General features: G+C 75.8%; 20 protein-coding genes, 1 tRNA gene and 1 riboswitch. Of the genes, 6 read left to right on the top strand and 15 right to left on the bottom strand.

The window, feature by feature from the left end:
- Window positions 1-6: 6 nt before the first annotated feature.
- The 4 genes from MN205_RS16135 to MN205_RS16120 form a co-directional block, all read right to left on the bottom strand.
- Window positions 7-822, bottom strand: coding sequence for a TIGR02587 family membrane protein (locus MN205_RS16135; protein ID WP_242129108.1), 816 nt, complete (start codon window positions 820-822; stop codon window positions 7-9).
- A gap of 138 nt (window positions 823-960) precedes the next feature.
- Window positions 961-1239: a YrhK family protein gene (locus tag MN205_RS16130; protein WP_242129106.1), complete on the bottom strand. Its 279-nt coding sequence runs from the start codon at window positions 1237-1239 to the stop codon at window positions 961-963.
- A 96-nt stretch (window positions 1240-1335) separates the two neighbouring features.
- Window positions 1336-2220, bottom strand: a complete 885-nt coding sequence (locus MN205_RS16125; RefSeq protein ID WP_242129104.1) for a diacylglycerol kinase family protein — start codon at window positions 2218-2220, stop codon at window positions 1336-1338.
- A 135-nt stretch (window positions 2221-2355) separates the two neighbouring features.
- Window positions 2356-3321, bottom strand: a complete 966-nt coding sequence (locus MN205_RS16120; protein WP_242129102.1) for a zinc-binding dehydrogenase — start codon at window positions 3319-3321, stop codon at window positions 2356-2358.
- Between the two features lie 68 nt (window positions 3322-3389).
- Here MN205_RS16120 and MN205_RS16115 point away from each other — a divergent pair, with 68 nt between their 5' ends.
- The 3 genes from MN205_RS16115 to MN205_RS22025 all read left to right on the top strand — a co-directional run bounded on the left by MN205_RS16115 (window position 3390) and on the right by MN205_RS22025 (window position 6104).
- Window positions 3390-4241 carry an acyl-CoA thioesterase II gene (locus tag MN205_RS16115; RefSeq protein ID WP_242129100.1) on the top strand — a complete coding sequence of 284 codons (852 nt, stop codon included), beginning with the start codon at window positions 3390-3392 and terminating at the stop codon, window positions 4239-4241.
- 88 nt (window positions 4242-4329) lie between these two features.
- On the top strand, window positions 4330-4503 hold the full coding sequence (locus tag MN205_RS16110) for a hypothetical protein (protein WP_242129098.1): 174 nt from the start codon (window positions 4330-4332) through the stop codon (window positions 4501-4503).
- Window positions 4504-4598: 95 nt separating this feature from the next.
- The gene (locus MN205_RS22025) at window positions 4599-6104 is read left to right on the top strand and encodes a diguanylate cyclase (protein ID WP_242129096.1); all 1506 of its coding nucleotides are present in this window, start codon (window positions 4599-4601) and stop codon (window positions 6102-6104) included.
- On the opposite strand, the gene ettA is transcribed toward MN205_RS22025, so the two are convergent.
- A complete protein-coding gene (gene ettA, locus MN205_RS16100) occupies window positions 6091-7773 on the bottom strand; it encodes an energy-dependent translational throttle protein EttA (RefSeq protein ID WP_242129093.1) in 1683 nt (560 codons plus the stop codon). The genes MN205_RS22025 and ettA overlap by 14 nt on opposite strands.
- A 76-nt stretch (window positions 7774-7849) precedes the next feature.
- On the opposite strand from ettA, the gene MN205_RS16095 reads away from it, so the two are divergent.
- A tRNA-Arg gene (locus tag MN205_RS16095) sits at window positions 7850-7922 on the top strand.
- Window positions 7923-8264: 342 nt separating this feature from the next.
- On the opposite strand, the gene MN205_RS16090 is transcribed toward MN205_RS16095, so the two are convergent.
- From MN205_RS16090 to MN205_RS20885, 4 genes are read right to left on the bottom strand one after another with little or no spacing between them, the layout of a single operon-like run.
- Entirely contained in the window at window positions 8265-9407 is a 1143-nt protein-coding gene (locus MN205_RS16090) for a bifunctional 2-methylcitrate synthase/citrate synthase (protein WP_242129091.1), read from the bottom strand.
- A 38-nt stretch (window positions 9408-9445) separates the two neighbouring features.
- Window positions 9446-10369: a methylisocitrate lyase gene (gene prpB / locus MN205_RS16085; RefSeq protein WP_242129089.1), complete on the bottom strand. Its 924-nt coding sequence runs from the start codon at window positions 10367-10369 to the stop codon at window positions 9446-9448.
- Window positions 10369-11886 (bottom strand): MmgE/PrpD family protein, encoded by a 1518-nt coding sequence (locus MN205_RS16080; protein WP_242129088.1) that lies wholly within the window; start codon window positions 11884-11886, stop codon window positions 10369-10371. The genes prpB and MN205_RS16080 overlap by 1 nt, the downstream gene beginning before the upstream one ends.
- Window positions 11883-12014, bottom strand: a complete 132-nt coding sequence (locus MN205_RS20885; protein ID WP_255820031.1) for a hypothetical protein — start codon at window positions 12012-12014, stop codon at window positions 11883-11885. The genes MN205_RS16080 and MN205_RS20885 overlap by 4 nt, the downstream gene beginning before the upstream one ends.
- Window positions 12015-12105: 91 nt before the next feature.
- Here MN205_RS20885 and MN205_RS16075 point away from each other — a divergent pair, with 91 nt between their 5' ends.
- Entirely contained in the window at window positions 12106-12852 is a 747-nt protein-coding gene (locus tag MN205_RS16075; RefSeq protein WP_242129085.1) for a class I SAM-dependent methyltransferase, read from the top strand.
- 22 nt (window positions 12853-12874) lie between these two features.
- Here the strand turns inward: MN205_RS16075 and MN205_RS16070 are convergent, their stop codons facing one another.
- Window positions 12875-13093, bottom strand: coding sequence for an RNA-binding S4 domain-containing protein (locus MN205_RS16070; RefSeq protein ID WP_242129083.1), 219 nt, complete (start codon window positions 13091-13093; stop codon window positions 12875-12877).
- The gene (locus MN205_RS16065) at window positions 13090-13512 is read right to left on the bottom strand and encodes a hypothetical protein (protein WP_242129081.1); all 423 of its coding nucleotides are present in this window, start codon (window positions 13510-13512) and stop codon (window positions 13090-13092) included. Before MN205_RS16065 ends, MN205_RS16070 begins: the two co-directional genes overlap by 4 nt.
- Before the next feature lie 129 nt (window positions 13513-13641).
- Between MN205_RS16065 and MN205_RS16060 the strand changes: the two genes are divergently transcribed.
- The gene (locus MN205_RS16060) at window positions 13642-14073 is read left to right on the top strand and encodes an Ohr family peroxiredoxin (RefSeq protein ID WP_374115958.1); all 432 of its coding nucleotides are present in this window, start codon (window positions 13642-13644) and stop codon (window positions 14071-14073) included.
- A gap of 57 nt (window positions 14074-14130) precedes the next feature.
- Here MN205_RS16060 and MN205_RS16055 read toward each other — a convergent pair whose 3' ends face one another.
- The 4 genes from MN205_RS16055 to MN205_RS16040 form a co-directional block, all read right to left on the bottom strand.
- Complete coding sequence (locus MN205_RS16055; protein ID WP_242129078.1) at window positions 14131-17721, bottom strand: ATP-binding cassette domain-containing protein; 3591 nt, start codon at window positions 17719-17721, stop codon at window positions 14131-14133.
- A 67-nt stretch (window positions 17722-17788) separates the two neighbouring features.
- On the bottom strand, window positions 17789-18283 hold the full coding sequence (locus MN205_RS16050; protein WP_242129076.1) for an HNH endonuclease: 495 nt from the start codon (window positions 18281-18283) through the stop codon (window positions 17789-17791).
- A gap of 351 nt (window positions 18284-18634) precedes the next feature.
- Window positions 18635-19525, bottom strand: coding sequence for a C40 family peptidase (locus tag MN205_RS16045; protein WP_242129074.1), 891 nt, complete (start codon window positions 19523-19525; stop codon window positions 18635-18637).
- 5 nt (window positions 19526-19530) lie between these two features.
- A riboswitch (cyclic di-AMP (ydaO/yuaA leader) is annotated at window positions 19531-19731 on the bottom strand.
- Window positions 19732-19854: 123 nt separating this feature from the next.
- Window positions 19855-20541 (bottom strand): metal-dependent transcriptional regulator, encoded by a 687-nt coding sequence (locus tag MN205_RS16040; RefSeq protein ID WP_308220292.1) that lies wholly within the window; start codon window positions 20539-20541, stop codon window positions 19855-19857.
- Between the last annotated feature and the right edge of the window lie 69 nt (window positions 20542-20610).

The following is a 20610-nucleotide window of genomic DNA, read 5'->3' as shown; positions in this document are numbered from 1 at the left end:
TTCTCCTCACACGATCAACCGGGCTGCGGCCGCACCCAGGCTGGCTGGGAGGGCCAGGACGACCACCTGCATCAGCGCTGGGAGCAGCCCCGTGCCGTCGTAGCGGCCCAGGGTCCACAACAGGTAGGCGCTGACGGCGGTGGCGACGACGTAACCGATGACGGTGAAGCGGAAGAACACCGAGATGAAACCCGGGCGGCTGGGCGATCCACCCTTGAACCCGACGCCGTGGACGAACGCGTGCATGAGGGCCAGCTCCAGGACCACCAGGGCGACGCCGTGCAGCGGGGTCATCCTGGCGGCGATGAGGACGACCTCCTCCGTGGGGGCGATGTTCGCGCAGAGCACCGTGGCCCCCGCGCACATCAGGAACACCTCACGTCGGTACGCCGTCTCCTGCTCACCGGGCTGGCTGGAGCTCCCGAGCTGGGAACGCGCGAAGCACGCCCCCAGCGTCGCCGGCAACGCCTCCAGGGCGACGACGGAGACCCAGAACCGCCAGCCCTCCCACGGCAGCACGACCGCCAGCACGGCCAGCACCAGGGTGGCCGCCCCCACCCCTGCCAGCAACGCCACCCCGGCATCGACGACGGCGTCCTTCACGCCGGTGCGCTGCCCGCCCATGAAGCCGACGTAGCGCGCCATGCCGATCGCCAGCACGACGGTGAGGACCACCAGCAGCCCCAGCCGCCAGCGCGGGATCGTCGCGCTCAGGAACCACACCTCCATCGTCATGAAGATGGGCAGGGCGAACAGCACCGCTCCCGCGAACGCCCGCCCCAGCCCCCGCAGCACCTGCGCCGGGCTCTCCACCTGCGTCACGCCACCGTCTCCCTCCGTTCCCGCTGCTGCGCCGCCCGCACCCCGCACCCCGCACGCCGCGTCAGCGGTGCCGGCGGTGCTCCCCCGCTCGCCGGAGCGGGGCCCGGGCGACTCCTCGCGGACCGCTGCGAGGGTTCCTCACGGCGCGCGCTGCGCCAGGTCCTCCGTGTCGCCCACCTCGGCCATCCGCAGCTCGCGCACCAGGCGCAGCGTGGGTTCGAGCGCGAAGCACACCGACCCGGCGATGGACGACCAGGTGCCCGCGGTCGTCGTCCGCTCCCACAGGAACAGGACGCTGCCGACGACGAACAGCGCAGCCGCCGCGAAGTCGACCGCTGTGTACCAGACCTCGAGAGCGGCGCAGAGCCGCCGGGCCGCCTCGCTCCGGTTCGGGTTCCCCGGATCGAAGAGCTCCACGAGCGGAGCAGCCTGCGCGAGTGCGACCGACCCGCCCCGGGGACCGCACCGGCGGGAGGCGGGACGGCCGGCGCACGCGCCGGGCGCGGTGGCGCCTCACCGGACGACGGTCAGCGCCCCGGCGACGCAGCGGACCGTGACCGTCGCGCCGGCGTCGACCCGGTGGACCTCACCGTCCATCTGCAGCGGCATCGGCGTCCCCGTGGTGAAGGTGTACGGCTCGTCCCTCGAGGCGACCTCGTGCGTGCCCCGCACGACCCGCAGGACGCTCGCGAGCAGCTTCAGCTTGCTCCGGTGCCGGATCAGCAGCGACTCGTAGGTGCCGTCGGTCGGGGAGGAGACCCGGGACAGGGTGGCGTACTTGGCCATCCTGTCGATGTTGGCGAACACCAGGCTGTCGAGCTCGATCCGGTGACCGTCGTGGACGATGGACAGCGGCCGGTACCGCCAGACGCTGCGCACCGCCAGCGCGCTCTCCTTCACCGCGTCAAGATCGTGCTGGTTGAACTCCACCGCGACCACCGGCGTGATGCCCAACCCGACGTAGGAGTGCGCGTACCGCGGTTCCCGCCCGTCGACGAGCACCTCCAGCAGGTCCATCTCCGAGGTCGCCCCCGCGACGATCGCGTCGACCAGGGGCCGGTCCTGCACGGCGCGGGCGTGGTCGTTGGCGTTGCCGGAGGCCAGCACCGCGCACACCCCGGCACCCGGGCACCGCCGCCGGGCGCGCACGACGCCGTTGACGACCTCGTGGTAACCGCCGTCGCCGCTGGCGGAGACCACCAGGGTGGCGGGGTGCTCGGTGACGGCCCGCTCGGCGAGCTCCTCGGCGTGCCCGGCGTGCTGCGTCTCGTGCAGTTCCACCGTCGTGCCGCGCGCCCGGGCCTCGAGCTGCTCGCGCAGCGCGCGGGCGTTCCCGGGACCGTCTCCCGTGCTGCGGGGGTTGTAGAGGGCCACGACGCGGTCGAAGCGCCTGCTCACCGCCTGGTGCGTCCCCTGGACCACTTCCCGGACCTCCAGCGCGACGCGTCGGCGGAAGGTCCACCTGCCGCGACACTGCCACGCCCGGAGCGCTCCGGCGACCCGCGGCGGACGCACCCGCTGCGGGTCGCCGGCTCAGACGGTGACGACGACCTTGCCGACCGCCTCGCCGGACTCCAGCCGGGCGAACGCCTCGTGCGCGTCCGCGAGCGCGTGCACCGAGTCCACCTCGGGCGCCAGGTCGGCCAGTTCGCAGAGACGCAGCAGCCGCTCGAACTCCTCGCGGGTGCCCATGGTGGAGCCGAGGACGCGCAACTGCCGGAAGAAGACGTTCTCCAGCATCGCGGGGGCGTCGCCGCCGGTGGTGGCGCCGGAGACGACGATCGTGCCGCCCGGCCGCAGCGAGCGCACCGAGTGCTGCCAGGTGGCCTTCCCCACGGTCTCCAGCACGGCGTCGACGCGCTCGGGCAGCCGCTCCCCCGCCGGGAACGTCGCCGCGGCGCCCCAGGAGGCGGCCTTCGCGAGGCGCTCCGGCGAGCGCCCGGTCACCCACACCCGCAGGCCCGCCGCCGCGCCGAGCGAGACCAGCGCGTTGGAGACCCCGCCGGCGGCGCCCTGCACGAGGACCGTCTGCCCGGGCACGGCGCGCGCCTGGGTGAACAGCATCCGGTAGGCGGTCAGCCACGCGGTGCCCAGGGACGCGGCGCGCTCGAAGGACCACCCGGCGGGTTTGGGCAGGAGGTTGCGCCGCGGGACCCACACGTGCTCGGCGAGGGTGCCGGGGTGCAGCTCGGAGAGCAGGGTGCGGCGCGGGTCGAGGGTCTCGTCGCCGCGGTGGTCGTCGCTGGACACGACGGCGTGCACGACGACCTCGGTGCCGTCGTCGGTGGTGCCGGCCGCGTCGCAGCCGAGGACCATCGGCAGCCGGTCGGCGGGCAGGCCGACCCCGCGCAGGCTCCACAGGTCGTGCCGGTTCAGGGCGGCGGCGCGCACCGCGACCCGCACCCAGCCGGCGGGCGGTTCGGCGGCGGGACGCTCGGCGACCTCCAGCGCGGACAGCGGGTCGTCGGGTGAGCTGCGGACGGCGCGGGCGGCGAGCACGGTCGCGACGCTAGCGCCGTGGGCGCGCACCGGCACGGGGGTGGTGCCCGGCTGGGTAGCCTCCGGGCGTGAGCGAGCCCAGCCCCCTGCTGCCCGTCCTGGACGTCCGGCCGGTCCCCGACGCCGCCGACGTGTTCACCGCACCGAACCTGCCGGGCTGGCGGCCCCGGCTGTTCGGCGGGCAGGTGCTGGGGCAGGCGACGGTGGCGGCCTCCCGGACCGTGCCCGGGGACCGGCCGGTGCACTCGCTGCACGCCTACTTCCTGCGCCCGGGCGACCCGGACGTGCCGGTGCACTTCGCGGTGGAGCGGCTGCGCGACGGCAGGTCGTTCTCGGCGCGGCGGGTGCAGGCCCTGCAGAACGGCGTGGCGATCCTGTCGGGCATCGCGTCCTTCCAGGCGCCGGCCGAGGGGCTGGACCACGCCGAGCCGGCGCCGCGGGTGCCCGAGCCCGAGGAGCTGACGAGCGACCTGGAGCTGCTGGACGCCGTGGACCACCCGGCGGCCCGGCAGCTCGGCCGCGGGCGCCTGACCGACGTGCGGCACGTGGAACCGGCGATCTACCTGCGCCCGGGCGAGGAGCGCACCGCGCGGCAGGCGGTGTGGATGCGGCTGGAGGGGGTGCTGCCGGACGACGAGGGGGTGCACCGGGCGGCGCTGGCGTACGCCTCGGACTTCACCGTGCTGGAGCCGGTGCTGCGACGGCACGGGCTGGTGTGGGCCACCCCGGGGCTGAGCGTGGCGAGCCTGGACCACGCGATGTGGTGGCACCGGCCGGCGCGCGCCGACGAGTGGTTCCTGTACGTGGCCGAGAGCCCGAACGCGGGCGGCGCGCGGGGGCTGTCGACGGCGCGCGTGTACGACCGGCAGCGGCGGCTGGTGGCCTCGGTGGCGCAGGAGGGGATGCTGCGGCTGCCGTGAACCCCGCTCCGGGTGGCGCCGGCGCGACGACCGCGAGATAGTGTGACGTGCATCACAGGGCGACGGAGCTCTTGAGGAGGGCTGGGTCATGGTCACCGCGATGCACGTCCTGCAGCACCACCGGCACCACCCGCACCACGCGCTCGGACCACCGTGCGTGCCGCGGCACTGCGCGGGCTCCCGCCGGGTCGCGGCCGCCGCCGCCTGGGCCGACCGCGTCGTCAGCCGCCACGCCCGGCGCACGCAGCGCCGGAGCCGCTGAACGGCACCGCGACCGGGGGCACCCGCCGGTCGCGGTGACCGGCCGAACGGGTGGGACGGGTTCAGCCGCGGCAGGGACCCGGCCGATGGGTACGCGTGGGCATCTTCCGCGGCGACACGCTGTTCCGGCTGCACCTGGTCGTCGGTGGCGTGCTGTCGGTGGCCTGCGTCGCGCTCCCGGAGAGCGCGTGGAGCGACGCGCTGTACTCGGCGATCGCGTTCGGGTGCGTGGCCACCATGGTCGTCGGGGTCCGGCGGCACCGGCCGCTGGCGGCGAGCGGGTGGTGGCTGACGACGGCCGGCGTCGGCCTGTGGGCGCTGGCCGACCTGCTGTGGGTGGTCTACACGTGGGTCCTGGACACGGACCCCTTCCCCTCCCCCGCCGACGCGCTGTACCTGGCCAGCTACGTCCTCCTCGCCGCCGGGTTCGCGCGGTTCGTGCACGCGCGCCGCGGCGAGGGCGACCGCGAGGGCGTGATCGACTCGCTGATCTTCACCGTCGGGTTCCTGCTCATGAGCTGGGTCCTGCTGATGCGACCGGGGCTGGAGTCGGCGGACTCCTCGACGCTGGCCCGGGCGCTGGCGGCGGCCTACCCGCTGGGCGACGTGCTGCTGCTCGCGCTGCTGGTGCGGCTGCTGACGACGGCCGGCGCGCGGGCGGTGGCCTTCCGCTGGCTGGTGGCGGCGAACGCGCTGCTGCTGGCGGCGGACTGCACCTACCAGTACACGACGATGCACTCCCTGGACGACAGGCTCAGCGACCTGCCGTTCCTGCTCGCGTACGTGAGCTTCGCCGCTGCGGCGGTGCACCCCTCGATGCGCCGGCTCACCGACGCGGACGCCGCCCCCGAGGCCGACACCCGCTTCACCCGCGGCCGGCTCGCCGCGCTCACGCTGGCCAGCCTGCTGTCGCCCTGCACGCTGCTGGTCCAGCTCGCCCTGGGCGTCCGGCTGGAGGCGTGGGCCGTCGCGCTGACGTCGGTGGTGCTCTTCCTGCTCGTCGTCGCGCGCATGTCCGGGCTGCTGCGCCACCTGGAGCAGCAGGCGTCGCGGCTGGCGGACATGGCCCGCACCGACGCCCTGACGGGGCTGCCGAACCGCCGCACGAGCGACGCGGAGCTGGAGCGGATGCAGACCCGCGCCCGGGGCGAGGGGTCACCGCTGTGCGTGGCGGTCCTCGACCTGGACCGCTTCAAGGCCTTCAACGACACCTTCGGCCACCAGGCCGGCGACAGCCTGCTCGTCGCGGCGGCGGGCGCGTGGCGCGGTCGGCTGGACGCCGCGCACGCCGGCGTGGGCCCGGGCCGCGGGGCGATGCTGGGCCGCTGGGGCGGCGAGGAGTTCGTCCTGCTGCTGCTGGGCCACGACCTCCAGGAGGCCGTCGACCTCGTCGACGCCCTGCGCACCAGCACACCGGCGGGGCAGACCTTCTCGGCCGGGGTGGCGCAGTGGAGCGGGCTGGAGAGCCCGGTGGAGCTGTTCGGGCGGGCCGACGCCGCCCTCTACGCCGCGAAGGAGGGCGGGCGCGACAGGGTGGTGCCCGCCGCGACGGCGCCGGTGGCCGGCGACGACGCGACGAGCACCTCCGTCAGTCGCGCGTGAGCTTGCGGTACGTCACCCGGTGCGGGCGGGCCGCGTCCGGGCCGAGGCGCTCGACCTTGTTGGCCTCGTAGCCGGCGAAGTTGCCCTCGAACCAGTACCAGTTCGCCGGGTCCTCCTCGGTGCCCTCGTAGGCGAGGATGTGGGTGGCGACGCGGTCGAGGAACCAGCGGTCGTGGCTGACGACCACGGCGCAGCCGGGGAACTCCAGCAGGGCGTTCTCCAGCGAGCCGAGGGTCTCGACGTCGAGGTCGTTGGTCGGCTCGTCCAGGAGCAGGACGTTGCCGCCCTCCTTGAGCGTCAGCGCCAGGTTCAGGCGGTTGCGCTCACCACCGGAGAGGACACCGGCGGGCTTCTGCTGGTCCGGTCCCTTGAAGCCGAACGCGGAGACGTAGGCGCGCGAGGGCATCTCCTGGTTGCCGACCTGGATGAAGTCCAGGCCGTCGGAGACGACCTCCCACAGCGTCTTCTTCGGGTCCAGGCCGCCGCGGGACTGGTCCACGTAGGACAGCTTGACGGTGTCGCCGATCTTCAGGTCACCGCCGTCCAGGGGCTCCAGGCCGACGATCGTCTTGAACAGCGTGGTCTTGCCGACACCGTTGGGGCCGATGACGCCGACGATGCCGTTGCGCGGCAGCGAGAAGGACAGCCCGTCGATGAGGGTGCGCTCCCCGAAGCCCTTCTTGAGGTCCTTGGCCTCGATGACCACGCTGCCCAGGCGGGGCCCGGCGGGGATCTGGATCTCCTCGAAGTCGAGCTTGCGGGTGCGCTCGGCCTCGGCGGCCATCTCCTCGTAGCGGGCCAGGCGCGCCTTCGACTTCGTCTGGCGGCCCTTGGCGTTGGAACGGACCCACTCCAGCTCGTCCTTCAGCCGCTTCTGCAGCTTGGCGTCCTTCTTGCCCTGCACGTCCAGGCGGGCGGCCTTCTTCTCCAGGTAGGTGGAGTAGTTGCCCTCGTACGGGTAGGCGCGGCCGCGGTCCAGCTCGAGGATCCACTGGGCGACGTTGTCGAGGAAGTAGCGGTCGTGGGTGACGGCCAGCACGGCACCGGGGTACTTCGCCAGGTGCTGCTCCAGCCACGTCACCGACTCGGCGTCCAGGTGGTTGGTGGGCTCGTCCAGCAGCAGCAGGTCGGGCGCCTCCAGCAGCAGCTTGCACAGCGCCACGCGGCGCTTCTCCCCACCGGAGAGGTGGGTGACCTGCTCGTCGCCGGGCGGGCAGCGCAGCGCGTCCATCGCCTGCTCCAGCTGGGAGTCCATGTCCCACGCGTTGGCGTGGTCCAGGTCCTCCTGCAGCCGACCCATCTCCTCCATCAGGGCGTCGTAGTCGGCGTTCGGGTCCTCGAAGGACGCCGTGATCTCGTTGTAGCGGTCCATCTTCTTCTTGAGGTCGCCCAGGCCGTCCTGCACGTTCTCCAGGACCGTCTTCGACTCGTCCAGCGGCGGCTCCTGCATGAGCATGCCGACGCTGAAGCCGGGCGCCAGTCGCGCCTCGCCGTTGGAGGGCTGGTCCAGGCCCGCCATGATCTTCAGGACGCTCGACTTGCCGGCGCCGTTGGGGCCGACCACCCCGATCTTGGCCCCCGGGTAGAAGGAGAGGGAGACGTCGTCCAAGATGACCTTGTCCCCGTGCGCCTTGCGCGCCTTCGACATGACGTAGATGAATTCCGGCACGGCCCCAGGCTAGTCGAGTCGTCGCCGGGCGCGCTCCGCCCTCGGTAGGGTGCCCCCGGGCCCGGCACGGGCCCGGGCCCCCGTAGCTCAGCGGACAGAGCACCGGACTTCTAATCCGACGGTCGCAGGTTCGAATCCTGCCGGGGGCGCTGCCCGCCGCGCCTCGACCCGGCGCGCTCACGGGCCCGTGCCGCCGCACGGACGGCTCCCGGAGGGTGCCCCGGCGAAGCAGACGGCGCCCGCGCAGGCGTGCCGGGCCACGTCGGGCCCCGTCGGGCCCCGTCGAGCCCCGTCGAGCCCCGTGCTCGCGGCCGGCTCCCGATGCGGACAGGGGTGCGGTCGACGCACTGCGCCGTCGCCGTCGCCGTCGCAGCACGCCGACCGCGAGCTGCGCGGCACCGCCGTCGAGATCGTCCAGCGCGCCGCACGGGCCTGAGCCGCACCGTCCCGCCGGCGGTGGGGACCGCGCCGCCGCACGTCGCCGCCTCGGGTCAGCCCGTCAGGTGCCGTTCGGCGGGCCCGTCGTAGGCCGACAGCGGGCGGATGAGGGAGTTGGCCGCGCGCTGCTCCACCACGTGCGCCGTCCAGCCGGTGACCCGGGCGGCGACGAAGACCGGCGTGAACACGGGGGTGTCGAACCCGACGAGGTGGTAGGTCGGCCCGGCGGGGAAGTCCAGGTTCGGCTCGATCCCCTTCTCCTCGCGCACCGCCGCCTCCAGCGCGTCGTAGAGGTCGAGGACGTCCGACCGCCCCAGGTGGGCGGCCAGCTCGCCGAGGGCGGCACGCATGGTGGGGACCCGGGAGTCGCCGTGGCGGTAGACGCGGTGCCCGAACCCCATGATCCTGCGGTGCTGCGCGAGGGCGTCCGCGAGCCAGCGGCGGGCCCGCTCACCGGCCCCCTCCCCCGGGCCGATCCGCTCGAACACGTCCCACACCGCCTCGTTGGCCCCGCCGTGCAGCGGCCCCTTGAGCGCCCCCACCGCTGCGGTGACGGACGAGTGCAGGTCCGACAGCGTGGAGGCGACCACGCGCGCGGTGAACGTGGAGGCGTTGAAGGAGTGCTCCGCGTACAGGACGAGGGAGACCTCGAACGCCCGTACGACCTCCGGTGCGGGTTCCTCGCCGAGCACCTGCCACAGGAAGTTCGCGGCGTACCCGAGGTCGTCGCGGGGCGCCACCGCTGCCAGGCCGTGCCTGCGGCGCTGGGTGAGCGCCACGACCGCCGGCAGGGCGGCGAACAGCCGCTCGGCCTTGGCGAGCTCCGCCCCCGGGGAGGAGTCGGCGGCGTCGGGGGCGAGGGCGCCCAGCGCGCTGACGGCCGTGCGCACGACGTCCATCGGGTGCGCGTCGACCGGCAGCTCCCCCAGCACGCGCGCCACCGGCGCGTCCAGCGCGCGGTGCGCGCGTTCCCGCTCGCGCAGGCCGGCCAGCTCCTGGGGCGAGGGCAGCTCGCCGTGCCACAGCAGCCAGGCGACCTCCTCGAACGAGCAGGAGGACGCCAGCTCCTGCACCGGGTACCCCCGGTAGAGCAGTGAGTTCGTCTCCGGGTTCACCTTCGAGATCGCCGTGGTGTCGGCCACCACGCCCGCCAGCCCCTTGCGGACCTCCGGCCCGCCCTGTTCCCTCGTGCTCACGCCACGCCCCTTCGCGTCGCCCGCGCCGACCCGGGAGGTCAGCCGTCCCTGTTGCCCTCCAGGCTGAAGTCGTGGACCCCGGAGTCGAACTCGCCGTAGGAGGCGTAGTCGAGCAGGTCGTACAGCTGCGCCCGGGTCTGCATCTGCCCGATCCGGCCCGCCAGCGTCCCCTCGGCGGCCAGGGCGTCCAGGGCGCGGTCGGCGGCGCCCATCGCCAGCCGCAGCAGCGAGACGGGGTGGATGACCAGGCGCACGCCGGCGTCGCGCAGCTGCTCGTGGGTGAACAGGTCGCTGCGGCCGAACTCCGTCACGTTCGCCAGGACCGGCACGTCGACGGCGGAGCAGACCGCCTCGAACTCCGCGAGGTCGGCCATCGCCTCGGGGAAGAGGACGTCCGCGCCGGCGTCCACGAGCATCCGGGAACGCTCCACCGCGGCCCGCAGGCCCTCCGGACCGGGGATCGTCCCGCGCACGTCGGTGCGGGCGACGACGACGAGGTCGCCGTCGCGGCGGGCGTCGACGGCGGCCTTGACCCGGCGCACGGCCGCGGCGTCGTCGACGACGGACTTGCCCTCCAGGTGGCCGCACCGCTTGGGGTTCACCTGGTCCTCGACGTGGAACGCGGCGACCCCGGCGTCCTCCAGCGCCTGCACGGTGCGCGCCAGGTTCAGCGGCTCACCGAAACCCGTGTCGGCGTCGACGAGGACGGGCAGGTCGGTCTGCCGGGCGACCTCGGCGGCGCGACCCGCGACCTCCGGCAGCGTCGTCAGCCCGATGTCCGGCAACCCCAGGTCGGCGGAGAGCACCGCACCGGAGACGTACACCCCCTCGAACCCCTTGCGCTGCACCAACCTGGCCGACAACGGGTTGAAGGCCCCCGGGAACCGCAGCAGTCCCCCGGAGGCGAGGCCGGCGCGCAGCGCCTTCCGCTTCGCGGCCGGGGTGGTGGTGGAGTACAGCATCAGAACAGCCCCTCCGGCAGCGGTACGGCCTCCAGGTACCCGGGCGGGGCGACGATCCCGAGCTCCCGCACACCGGCGGCGTCCAGCTCCGGCAGGCGCTGCGCGAGGCCCGCGAACCGCTCCACCTCGGCGCCGTCGAGGACCCCGGCGGCCAGGGTGCGGAACTTCGCCAGGTACTCCTCGCGGCCGAACGGGCGCGCCCCCAGCGGGTGCGCGTCGGCGACGGCGATCTCGTCGACGAGGGTGGAACCGTCGGTGCGGGTGATGACCGCGCGCGCCCCGAACGCCTTCCGCGCCGGGTCGCTCTCGTGGTAGCGGGCGGTCCACTCCGGGTCCTCGACGGTGCTCACCCGCCGCCAGAGCGCGACCGTGTCCGGGCGGGCGGCGCGTCCCGGGGCGTAGGAGTGCTCGTGGTGCCAGGTGCCGTCCTGCAGCGCCACGGCGAAGACGTACGGCACCGAGTGGTCCAGCGTCTCCCGGCTGGCGGTGGGGTCGTGCTTCTGCGGGTCGTTCGCCCCGGAACCGATGACCGTGTGGGTGTGGTGCGAGGTGTGCAGCACGATCGAGGCGACGTTCGCGGCCTCGCGCAGCTCGGGGTGCTCCCGGTGCAGCCGGCGGGCCAGGTCGATGAGCGCCTGCGCCTGGTACTCCGCGGAGTGCTCCTTGGTGTACGTGTCGAGGATCGCCCGGCGGGGTTCGCCGCGCTCCGGCAGCGGCACCTCGTAGACGGCGTCCGGGCCGTCGAGCAGCCGGGCGATGACCCCGTCCTCCCCCTCGTAGATCGGCGCGGGACTGGTCTGCCCCCGCACCGCGCGGTCCGCCGCCTCCACCGCGGCCTTGGCCGCGAACGCGGGGGCGTGCGCCTTCCAGGTGGAGATGGCGCCCTTGCGGGACTGGCGGGTGGCTGTCGTGGTGTGCAGGGCCTGCCCGATCGCCTGGTGCACCACCTCGGTGCTCAGGCCCAGCATCGTCCCCAGCCCCGCGGCCACCGAGGGCCCCAGGTGGGCGACGTGGTCGATCTTGTGCCGGTGCAGGCTGATCGCGCGCACCAGGTCCACCTGCACCTCGTAGGCGGTGACGATCCCCCGCAGCAGGGCGGCACCGTCGCACCCGGCGTGCTGGGCGACCGCCACGAGGGCGGGGACGTTGTCGCCGGGGTGGGAGTACTCCGCGGCCAGGAACGTGTCGTGGAAGTCCAGCTCACGCACCGCGACGCCGTTCGCCCACGCCGCCCACTCCACCGACACGGCCTCGCGGGTGCCGGCGACGAGGCCACCGCGCCCGCCGCGCGAGGGCGGGTGCGACAGGGCCTGCGCGCGGGCGGCCACCACGGGCCCGCGCAGCAGCGCGGCCGCCGAGACGGCGGCGTCGTCGAGGACCCGGTTGACGACCATCGCCACCACCTCGTCGTCCACTGGCACCGGGTCGGTGGCCACCTCGGCGAGCTTCCAGGCCAGTTCCTCCTCGCGGCCGAACTCCTCGGCGCTGCGGCGGACGCGGACGGTGTGCTCCCTCACGCGGGAACCTCCTCGGCGGCGGCGCTCCCGGTGGTGACCGCGGGCTGGACGTGCGCGTGCACCGGTCCTCCTCCCTCGTCCTCGAGGCCCGCGCCGGGCGTGTGCGGCGCGGTTCCTGCACCGCGCACGCTAGCCCCTCGGGCCCCGCGGGCGTACCCCCCGCGGCCGCCCCCGGAAAACCTCTGGTGGTCCGCCGCCGCCCGGTGGGAGCGTCGGGGCGTGAGCGCGACCGAGCAGCTGTGGGGCCCGGAGGTGGCCCGGGACTACGACGAGGCGTCGGCGTTCACGTCCACCCCCGAGGTCCTCGGGCCGACGGTGGATTTCCTCGCCCGGCGCGCCGCCGACGGCGCCGCGCTGGAGCTGGCGGTGGGGACGGGGCGCGTCGCCCTCCCCCTGAGCGCGCGGGGCGTGCCGGTGGCGGGCGTCGAGCTGTCCGAGCACATGGCCGCGCGGTTGCGGGAGAAACCCGGTGCCGACGCGGTCCCCGTCGCGATCGGGGACATGGCGAGCGCCACCGCCCCCGGCTGCGGGGGTTTCCGCCTCGTCTACCTCGTCTACAACACGATCACGAACCTGCTCACGCAGGACGAGCAGGTCGCGTGCTTCCGCAACGCCGCACGGCACCTGGAACCCGGCGGGGTGTTCGTCGTGGAGGTGTTCGTCCCGCCGCTGCAGCGCCTGCCGCCGGGTCAGACGGCGATCCCCTTCCACGTCGGCGAGCACCACGTCGGCGTCGACACCATCGACGTGCTGAACCAGCGGCTGGTGTCGCACCACTACCGGGTGCGCGACGGCGCGGGGTCGCTGTTCCGCTCCCCGCACCGCTGGGTGTGGCCCTCGGAGCTGGACCTCATGGCCCGCCTGGCCGGGATGGAACCGGCCGGGCGGTGGGCGGACTGGGACGAGTCGCCGTTCACCGCCGCGAGCACCTCCCACGTGTCCGCGTGGCGGCTGCCCGGGCGGTGAGACCGGTCGACGGCTCCGCCCGTCAGCCGACGAGGACCCGCCACTCCTGCCCGCCGAGCTCGACGACGTCACCGTCGGAGAGCTGCCGGCCGCGGCGGTCGTCGACCTCGCCGTTGACGCTGACCTCACCGGCCGCCAGCACCTCACGGGCCTCACCGCCGGAGTCCACGGCGCCGACGAGCTTGAGGAACTGCCCCAGCCGCACGGTGCCGGTGACCTCCACGTCGCGCTGGGCGCTCACGCCTGCGCCTCCTCCTCGTCGTCGTCCAGCGCCAGCGCCTCCAGGACCGCGGCGACGCGCCGGGCGTCGGCGCGGGTGAAGCGCTCGGGCACCACCACCTCCACGCGCTCACCGCCGCGCAGCGGGACCACGTGGCGCAGCCGCTGCTCCGGCGCGCCGACGCCCCCCGCCTCCTCGACGACCTCCGCGTCCACCGCCTCCGCGTCCACCGCCTCCGCGGTGGCCTCCGCCGCTGCCGCCCGCCCGGTCCCGTCGTTCACCGACGCGTCGCCGGCGAGGAAGGTGCGCAGCCGGTCCACGCCCTGCGCGGCCAGCCGCTCGGCGCCCGGGTCCAGGCGCCCCTGGCGCAGCACCTCGCGCAGCACCGCGTCGATCGAGGCGCTCTGCCTGCTCCTGCTCTCGTCCCTGCCGTCGCCCACGGAGGCCTCCCCCTGCTCGTCGTGTCCACCGCACGTCCACCGTCGTGGTGGCCCCCACCCTCGCACCCCGGAACGGCGCCGGCCTCCCCCGTGCGGCCCGGAGCGGATCGACCTAACGTCGCGGGCATGGTGAACACCCCCGAGAAGATCGTCTACACGGCGCGCGTGACCACCACGGGCGGCCGGCGCGGAGGACGCGCCGTCTCCGACGACGGTGCCCTCGACGTGGTGCTGCAGGCACCGAAGGAGGTCGGCGGCCCCGGCGGCGGCACCAACCCGGAGCAGCTGTTCGCCGCCGGCTACGGCGCCTGCTTCCAGGGCGCGATGGGCCTGGCGGCGAAGGAGATGGGCGTGGACGCCTCGGGGTCGACCCTGCACGTCGAGGTCGGCTTCGGGCCGGAGAGCGAGAGCTACGCCGTCACCGCCACCATCCGCGCCAGCGTGGAGGGCATGGGCACCGAGGAGCTGCAGCGGCTGCTGGAGCGCACCCACGAGCTGTGCCCGTACTCCAAGGCCACCCGCGGCAACGTGCCGGTGACGCTCGTCGCCGAGCAGGCCTGAGGGCGTCCCGCCCGCCGCCGGGTGGCGGCGGGCGGGCGCCGGCCCGTCAGCCGGCCGTCAGCCGGCGAGGTGGCCCCAGCGCGGCGCGAGGTCGCGCCACGGCCCGCAGCCGGCGACCCGCCCGTCGGCCAGGACGACGACGCGGTCCGCCACGGCGAGCGCCGCGCGCTTCGAGCTGGCCCCGAGGACCGTGGTGCCCCGGTGCCGCAGGGCCTGCCACAGCTCCAGCTCGGTGCGCGCGTCCAGCGCGGAGGAGACGTCGTCGGCCAGGAGCAGGTCCGCTCCCGACGCCAGGGCGCGGGCCAGCGCCAGCCGCTGCACCTGACCGCCCGACAGCCGCACCCCCCGGTGCCCGATGAGGGCGCCCGGACCGCCCGCGGCCGACACGTCCGGCGCCAGCCGGGCGTCGGCCAGCGCCTCCGGCAGGCGCCGGGCGGCCCCCGCGTGGTCGAGGGCCACGTTGTCCGCGAACGAGCCCGACAGCACGCGCGGCAGCTGCGCGACGTGGCTGACCCGCGCCGGGCGCAGGAAGTCCTGCGGGTCGGCGACCTCCTCGCCGTTCCAGCGCAGCACCCCCTCGTGATCCACCAGACCCGCCAGGGCGGCCAGCAGGCTGGACTTGCCCGAGCCCACCCGTCCCGTCAGCAGCACCAGCTCCCCGGCCGCCACGCGCAGGTCCACCCCCTCGACACCGACCGTGCCGTCGTCGTGGACGGCGGTGAAGCCCCGCAGCTCCAGCGCGCGCAGCCGGGTGCGGGCCACCGGAGGCGGTGCGGGGGCGGTGCCGGCCACCAGGTCCACGCCGGTGGGCGGGTGCAGGACGTCGGCGGTGCCGGCGAGCTGGGCGACGGCGCGCAGCCACCCGCGCGCCACCGGCGCCTCGGTCACGACCGCGCCGGCGACCTGCCCGAAGTAAGTGGAGCCGGCCACGGCCGTGGACACCAGCAGCGCCGTCGCCAGGTCCCAGGTGCCGCGCAGGTGCAGCCACCAGGTGAGGACCAGGCCCAGCTGGACGAGGACGACGGGCACGCCGTCCAGCACGGCCCGCACCCGGAACTCCCGCAGCGACGCGCGCACCCGCGCGTCGTCCACGCGGTGCAGGTGCGCGAGCACGTCCGGCGCCGCGGCGGCCAGCTTGACGGTGCGGGCGGCGTCCACGGCGGAGCCCAGCGAGCGGCCGAAGCGCACGCGGGTGTCGCCGGCGCGGGTGGCGCTGCGGCCGGCGGTCCCGGCGCCGGCGACGGACACGAGCGCCGAGACGGCCATGACCCCCGCGACGACGCCGCCCGCCGCGGCGCTGCCCGCCAGGAGGGCGGTGACGAGCACGACGCAGCCGCCGATGACGACGTCGACCCAGCGGTCCACGTAGAGGACGAAGCGGTCGGAGTCCAGGCAGCGGGCCGTGACCTCCCCGGCGGGCACGCGCGGCAGCCGGTGCGGGCGCGTCTGCCCGGCCAGCACCGCGCAGCGGGTCCGCAGCGCGACCGCGTTCCACCAGGAGAAGTACACCCGCAGCGCGCCGCGCAGCGCGAACGGCCCGGCGACGAGGGCGGCGCACACCGCGAGCGCCCACGGCCACGCACCGCCCGGGGACGCCGGGCCGGGCCCGGAGACCCCGGCGACGACCTCGCCCCACAGCTTGCCGGTCACCGCGCCGTGGGCGCCGAGCAGCGACACCAGCAGGAACAGGAGGGCGCCGCGCAGCCCCCACCCCGGGTGCACGCGCACGGCGCGCAGCACGGCCCGGGCCAGGCGCGGCGCCGGCACGGGCGGGGCCGGGCGCGGTCGGGGTGCGGAGGCGGGGCGCCGCAGCGCGGGGTCGGCGGGTCCGGCTGGCCCAGCGGGTTCCGCGGGGCCGGGGTGGTCGGGGTGGTCGGGGTGGCTGGTGGAGCCGGCGGCGGCCAGCAGGTCGGCGAAGGGACCGGGCTCGGCGGCCAGCCGGGCGCGCGGCCCCCGCTGCACGAGGCGGCCGCCGTCGAGGACGGCGACGGAGCCCGCCCGGGCGGTGGTGCCCAGGCGGTGGGCGATGAGCAGGCCGGTGCGGCCCGCCAGGAGCCGCTCGGCGGCGGCCGTGACGCGGTGCTCGGTGACGGGGTCCATGCGGGCGGTGGCCTCGTCGAGGACGACGACCCGCACGTCCCGCACGAGCAGCCGGGCGAACGCCACCAGCTGCTCCTCACCCGCCGACAGGGTGGTGCCGCCGGGGCCGAGGGGGGTGTCCAGGCCCTGCGGCAGGGCGTCCACCCACTCCCGCAGGCCCAGGGCGTCCACCGCGTCCTCCACGGCGGCGCGCGGCACGTCGGCGGCCAGCGCGACGTTCTCGGCGAGCGTCGCCGCCAGCAGCTCGGTGCGCTGGGTGACCACGCCCACGGCGCGGCGCAGCTGGTGCAGGTCCAGCTCCCGCACGTCGCGCCCGCCCACGAGCACGGCACCGGGCGGCGGCTCGACCGCGCGGGAGAACATCGCCGCCAGGGTCGACTTGCCCGAGCCGCTGCGCCCGACGAGCGCGCAGGTGGTGCCGGCGGGCACCGTGAGGTCCACCCCGCGCAGCGCGAACCCGCCGGGGTGGGCGAAGTCGAGCCGGCTCACCTCCAGGGACAGGGGCCCGGCCGGCAGCGGGTCCCCGCCGGCCGGCTCCGGCGGCGAGGTCAGCAGCGCCCGGGTGCGCTGGAGGGCCCCCAGCCCCGCCTGCACCTCCGGCAGGCGGTCGCTGACCTGGGTGAGCGCGCCGACGAACCCGGCCAGCAGCAGCCACGTGGTCACGAGGTCGGCGACGCCCAGGTCACCGCGCCGCACCAGCACCACCCCGCCCAGCACCAGCGCCACCAGCAGCAGCGAGAGCACCAGGGCCGTGCGCAGCCCGACCGCGGAGGCGGTGCGGCTGGTCGCGCCCACGGCGCGCAGCACGACCGCGGCGCCCTCGGCGTAGCGGCGCAGCACGTGCGGGCGCCCCAGGGCGGCGCGCACGTCGTCGCGGGCGGCGACGGCCTCCTCCAGCTGGGCGGCGTGCTCGGTCCAGGCGGCCTCCTCGGCCAGCTTGCGGCGGGCGACCTCCGCGGTCAGCGGCCGGGCCACCAGCAGCGCGGCGACCGCCACCAGGGGGAAGGCGAACCACGCCGGCCACCACGTCAGCCCGGCGACCACCCACGCCAGCGCGGAGCGCAGCAGGGCGCGCCCCAGGAACCACCCGGTCTCGCGCAGGAGCCGGGCCAGCTGGCGCGGGTCGTCGTCGACGCGGTCGATGACCTCGCCGACGGCCTGCTCGGCCAGCACCGGCAGCGGCTGGGCGAGCGCGGCGTCGAGCAGGTCGGCGCGCAGCCGCCCCTCGGCGCGGCCGACGCGGGTGGCGAACACCGTGCGGCCCGCGGTGTCGAGCAGGGCGGCGCCGACGAGCAGCACGCCCAGGGCAGTGACGAGGCCGGTGGTCGGCCCGGCGGCGAGGCGGCCCGTCACGACGCTCGCGAGGGTCTCCCCGGCGGCGGCGAGCACGGCGAGGGCGGTCGCGACGACCACGCGCGGCCCGGCGAGCCGCGCCGCGGTCAGGCTGCGCGGGTCCGGGGCGCGGCGGGCGGCCGCGGCGGGGCGCCCCGGGGGCGACGGGCGCGCGGGACGGGCGCGCCGGGGACGGACCGGGACCGGGGTGGGCACCGCTCGACGCTAGCGGCGCGCGGCGGTGGGCAGCCCGCCCTTTTCCGCCGGGCGCCGCCCGGGCCCCTCAGGCCGCCTGCGCCAGGTACTCGTCCCAGCGCGGGTCGGCCTGCTCCGCGCCCCGCACCGCCCACGACGCGCCGCGCGGCGGTGCCGGGCGGAACGGCAGCGTCCAGCCCATCTCCTCCGGGGTGCGGTCGCCCTTGGCGTTGTTGCAGCGCACGCAGCAGGCCACCAGGTTCTCCCAGGTGTCCGGGCCGCGCCGGCTGCGGGGCAGGACGTGGTCGACCGTGGCGGCGTGGCCGCGGCAGTAGGCGCAGCGCTGGTGGTCGCGCCGCAGGACACCGCGGCGGCTGACCGGCACCACGCTGCCCCGCGGCACCCGCACGTAGCGGGTGAGCAGGATCACCGAGGGGCGTTCCAGGCTCACGGTCGCGCCCACGACGGGATCGGCGTCGGCCAGCACGACCGAGGCCTTCCCGGCGAGGACCAGGACGAGGGCGCGCCGGAAGGACACCACCGCGAGCGGCTCGTAACCGGCGTTCAGCACGAGGGTGCGCACATCCACCTCCACGGACGACGAGAGGCGCCGTCCCCGGTGGGGACGACGCCTCTGGTAGCGACGACGTGCGCGGCGGGATGCACGTGCTGACGCACGTGCGCGCACCGGCGCACCGCGGGTACCCCCACTGTCATCGGGGGCAGGTACGGGCGGGGGGCTGCGGGGCCGGCGCACCGCGCGGTCGTGGGACTGCTCATGCTCGCCTCCGCTCCTCCCGCCGTCGTGACCGCACTGTACGTCGCGCGGGGGCTCGAGGACACGTGTTTCGCCGCGGTGCGCGGCGGGTGCCGGTGGACGTGGAACGGGCCCGGCACCTCGGTTCGAGGTGCCGGGCCCGGTCGGGGGCCGTCGTCAGGCGACGGGGGCGACGCGGCCGTAGACCGCGGAGTCGCTCCACACGGAGCGCAGCTGGACGGGCTTGCCGCTGCGGGGGGCGTCCCACATCTTCCCGTCGCCGGCGTAGATGCCGACGTGGTAGGCGCGGCCGCCGTCGGTGAAGAAGACGAGGTCGCCGGGCACGGCCTCGCCGCGGGAGATGCGCGCGCTGGCGCCCAGCTGGGCGTTCGCGGTGCGCGGCAGGGACACGCCGACCTGGCGCATGACGTAGCTGGTGTAGCCGGAGCAGTCGAAGCCGGCGGGGGTGCTGCCGCCGTACACGTACGGCACGCCCACGTAGTCGTCGGCCACGGCGAGGATCTGCTGGCCCAGCGAGGTGGCCGGAGCCGGTGCGGGCGCGGGGGCCGGGGCGGGGGCCGGGGCGGCGGCCTGGACGGCCTCGACCGCCAGGGCCGCGTCGACGGCGGACTGGTGGACCGAGGCCTCCACGACCGGTGCGTCGGCGGCGCTGCGCTCGCTGCGCTCGACCACGACGACCGGCGGCGGCGGGGGCGCCGGGGTCGGCACGGTGCTGAAGGCCGTCAGGGTGGTCACGGCGGCCGCCCCGGCGGGCGCGGAGACCACGCCGACGGCGGTGGTGCCGAAGGCGGAGTCGACGGCCGTGGTCAGCCCGGCGCTGACGGCGGTGCTGACCGTGCCCACGCTCGCCACGGCGGCGGCGGGGGCGGCGGCCGGGACGGCCGCGGCCGGCAGGGCGACGGTGGCCAGGAGGCCACCGGTCGCCGCGGCGACGGCGCCGGCGCGGCCGACACCGCCGGCGTGCCGGCTGAGGGCCTCACCGAGGTCGGTCAGGGTCGTGCGGGGACGGACGTCGGCGCGGTGGCGCGCCTGGACACGAGTCGTCAAGGTGGTGTGCCTCTCCGACGCCTGCGAGGTGAGCTGTCGGGTTCGGGCGGGAGCATCGCCCGGCCGGTTCTCACCGGCTTCACCCCAAGGACGCTCACCCCGGCCCGGCTGGCCGTCGGATCGCGCCCGGGAAATTGGTTCCCCCGTCCCTGCCACACGTGTGCGTGGGACCTCGACGCGGTGGCAGGGCTCGGCGTCCGCTCGAGGGCTCCCGCGTGAGCGTTCACGGAAGCGGGTGGACCATAACCCCTGCGGACCCCCGATGTCACGACCCGGTGACGTCCGCGTGGCAGTCGCGTGACGAACCGGCGACGAACGCGCTGCGGCGGTCAGTCCCGGGCGGCGACGAACAGGTGCGACGCCTCGGCGGTGCTCAGCTCCACGACGACCTCGCCCAGCGCCACCCCGAAGCCCCCGGCGGACGGCTTGACGACGACCTCGGCCCCCGGCCGCAGGCCCGCCTCGGCGAAGCGCGCCAGCAGCGCCACGTCGGTCTGCAGCGGCTCGCCCAGGCGGCGCACGACGAGGGCGCCACCGTCGGCGCCGGCCGCGGTCAGGGGCTGCACACCGGCGCGGAAGTCCTCCGCGGAGCCGGTCTCCCCCAGCTCCTCCAGCCCGGGGATCGGGTTGCCGTAGGGCGAGGAGTGCGGGTGGTCCAGGATGTCGACGAGGCGCTTCTCGACCTCCTCGGAGATGACGTGCTCCCAGCGGCAGGCCTCCTCGTGCACGAGGGACCACTCCAGGCCGATGACGTCGGTGAGCAGCCGCTCGGTCAGCCGGTGCTTGCGCATGACGCGCATCGCCTTGGTGCGGCCGGCGTCGGTGAGCTCCAGGCGGCGGTCGGTGCCGACGTGCAGCAGCCCGTCGCGCTCCATGCGCGCCACCGTCTGCGAGACGGTGGGGCCGGAGTGGTGCAGGCGCTCGGCGATGCGGGCGCGCATCGGCACGATGCCCTCCTCCTCCAGCTCGAAGACCGTCTTGAGGTACATCTCGGTGGTGTCGATGAGGTCGCTCACGGCGTCCATCATCGGCCATCGCCGCGCCCGCCCGCACCGGTCCACCGCCCCGGCACCGACGAACGGCGG

It is taken from the genome of Kineococcus sp. TRM81007, assembly GCF_022669155.1.
Taxonomy (GTDB): domain Bacteria; phylum Actinomycetota; class Actinomycetes; order Actinomycetales; family Kineococcaceae; genus Kineococcus.
Note: the sequence above shows the minus strand (reverse complement) of the source record. Positions and strands in the feature narration are given on the sequence as shown.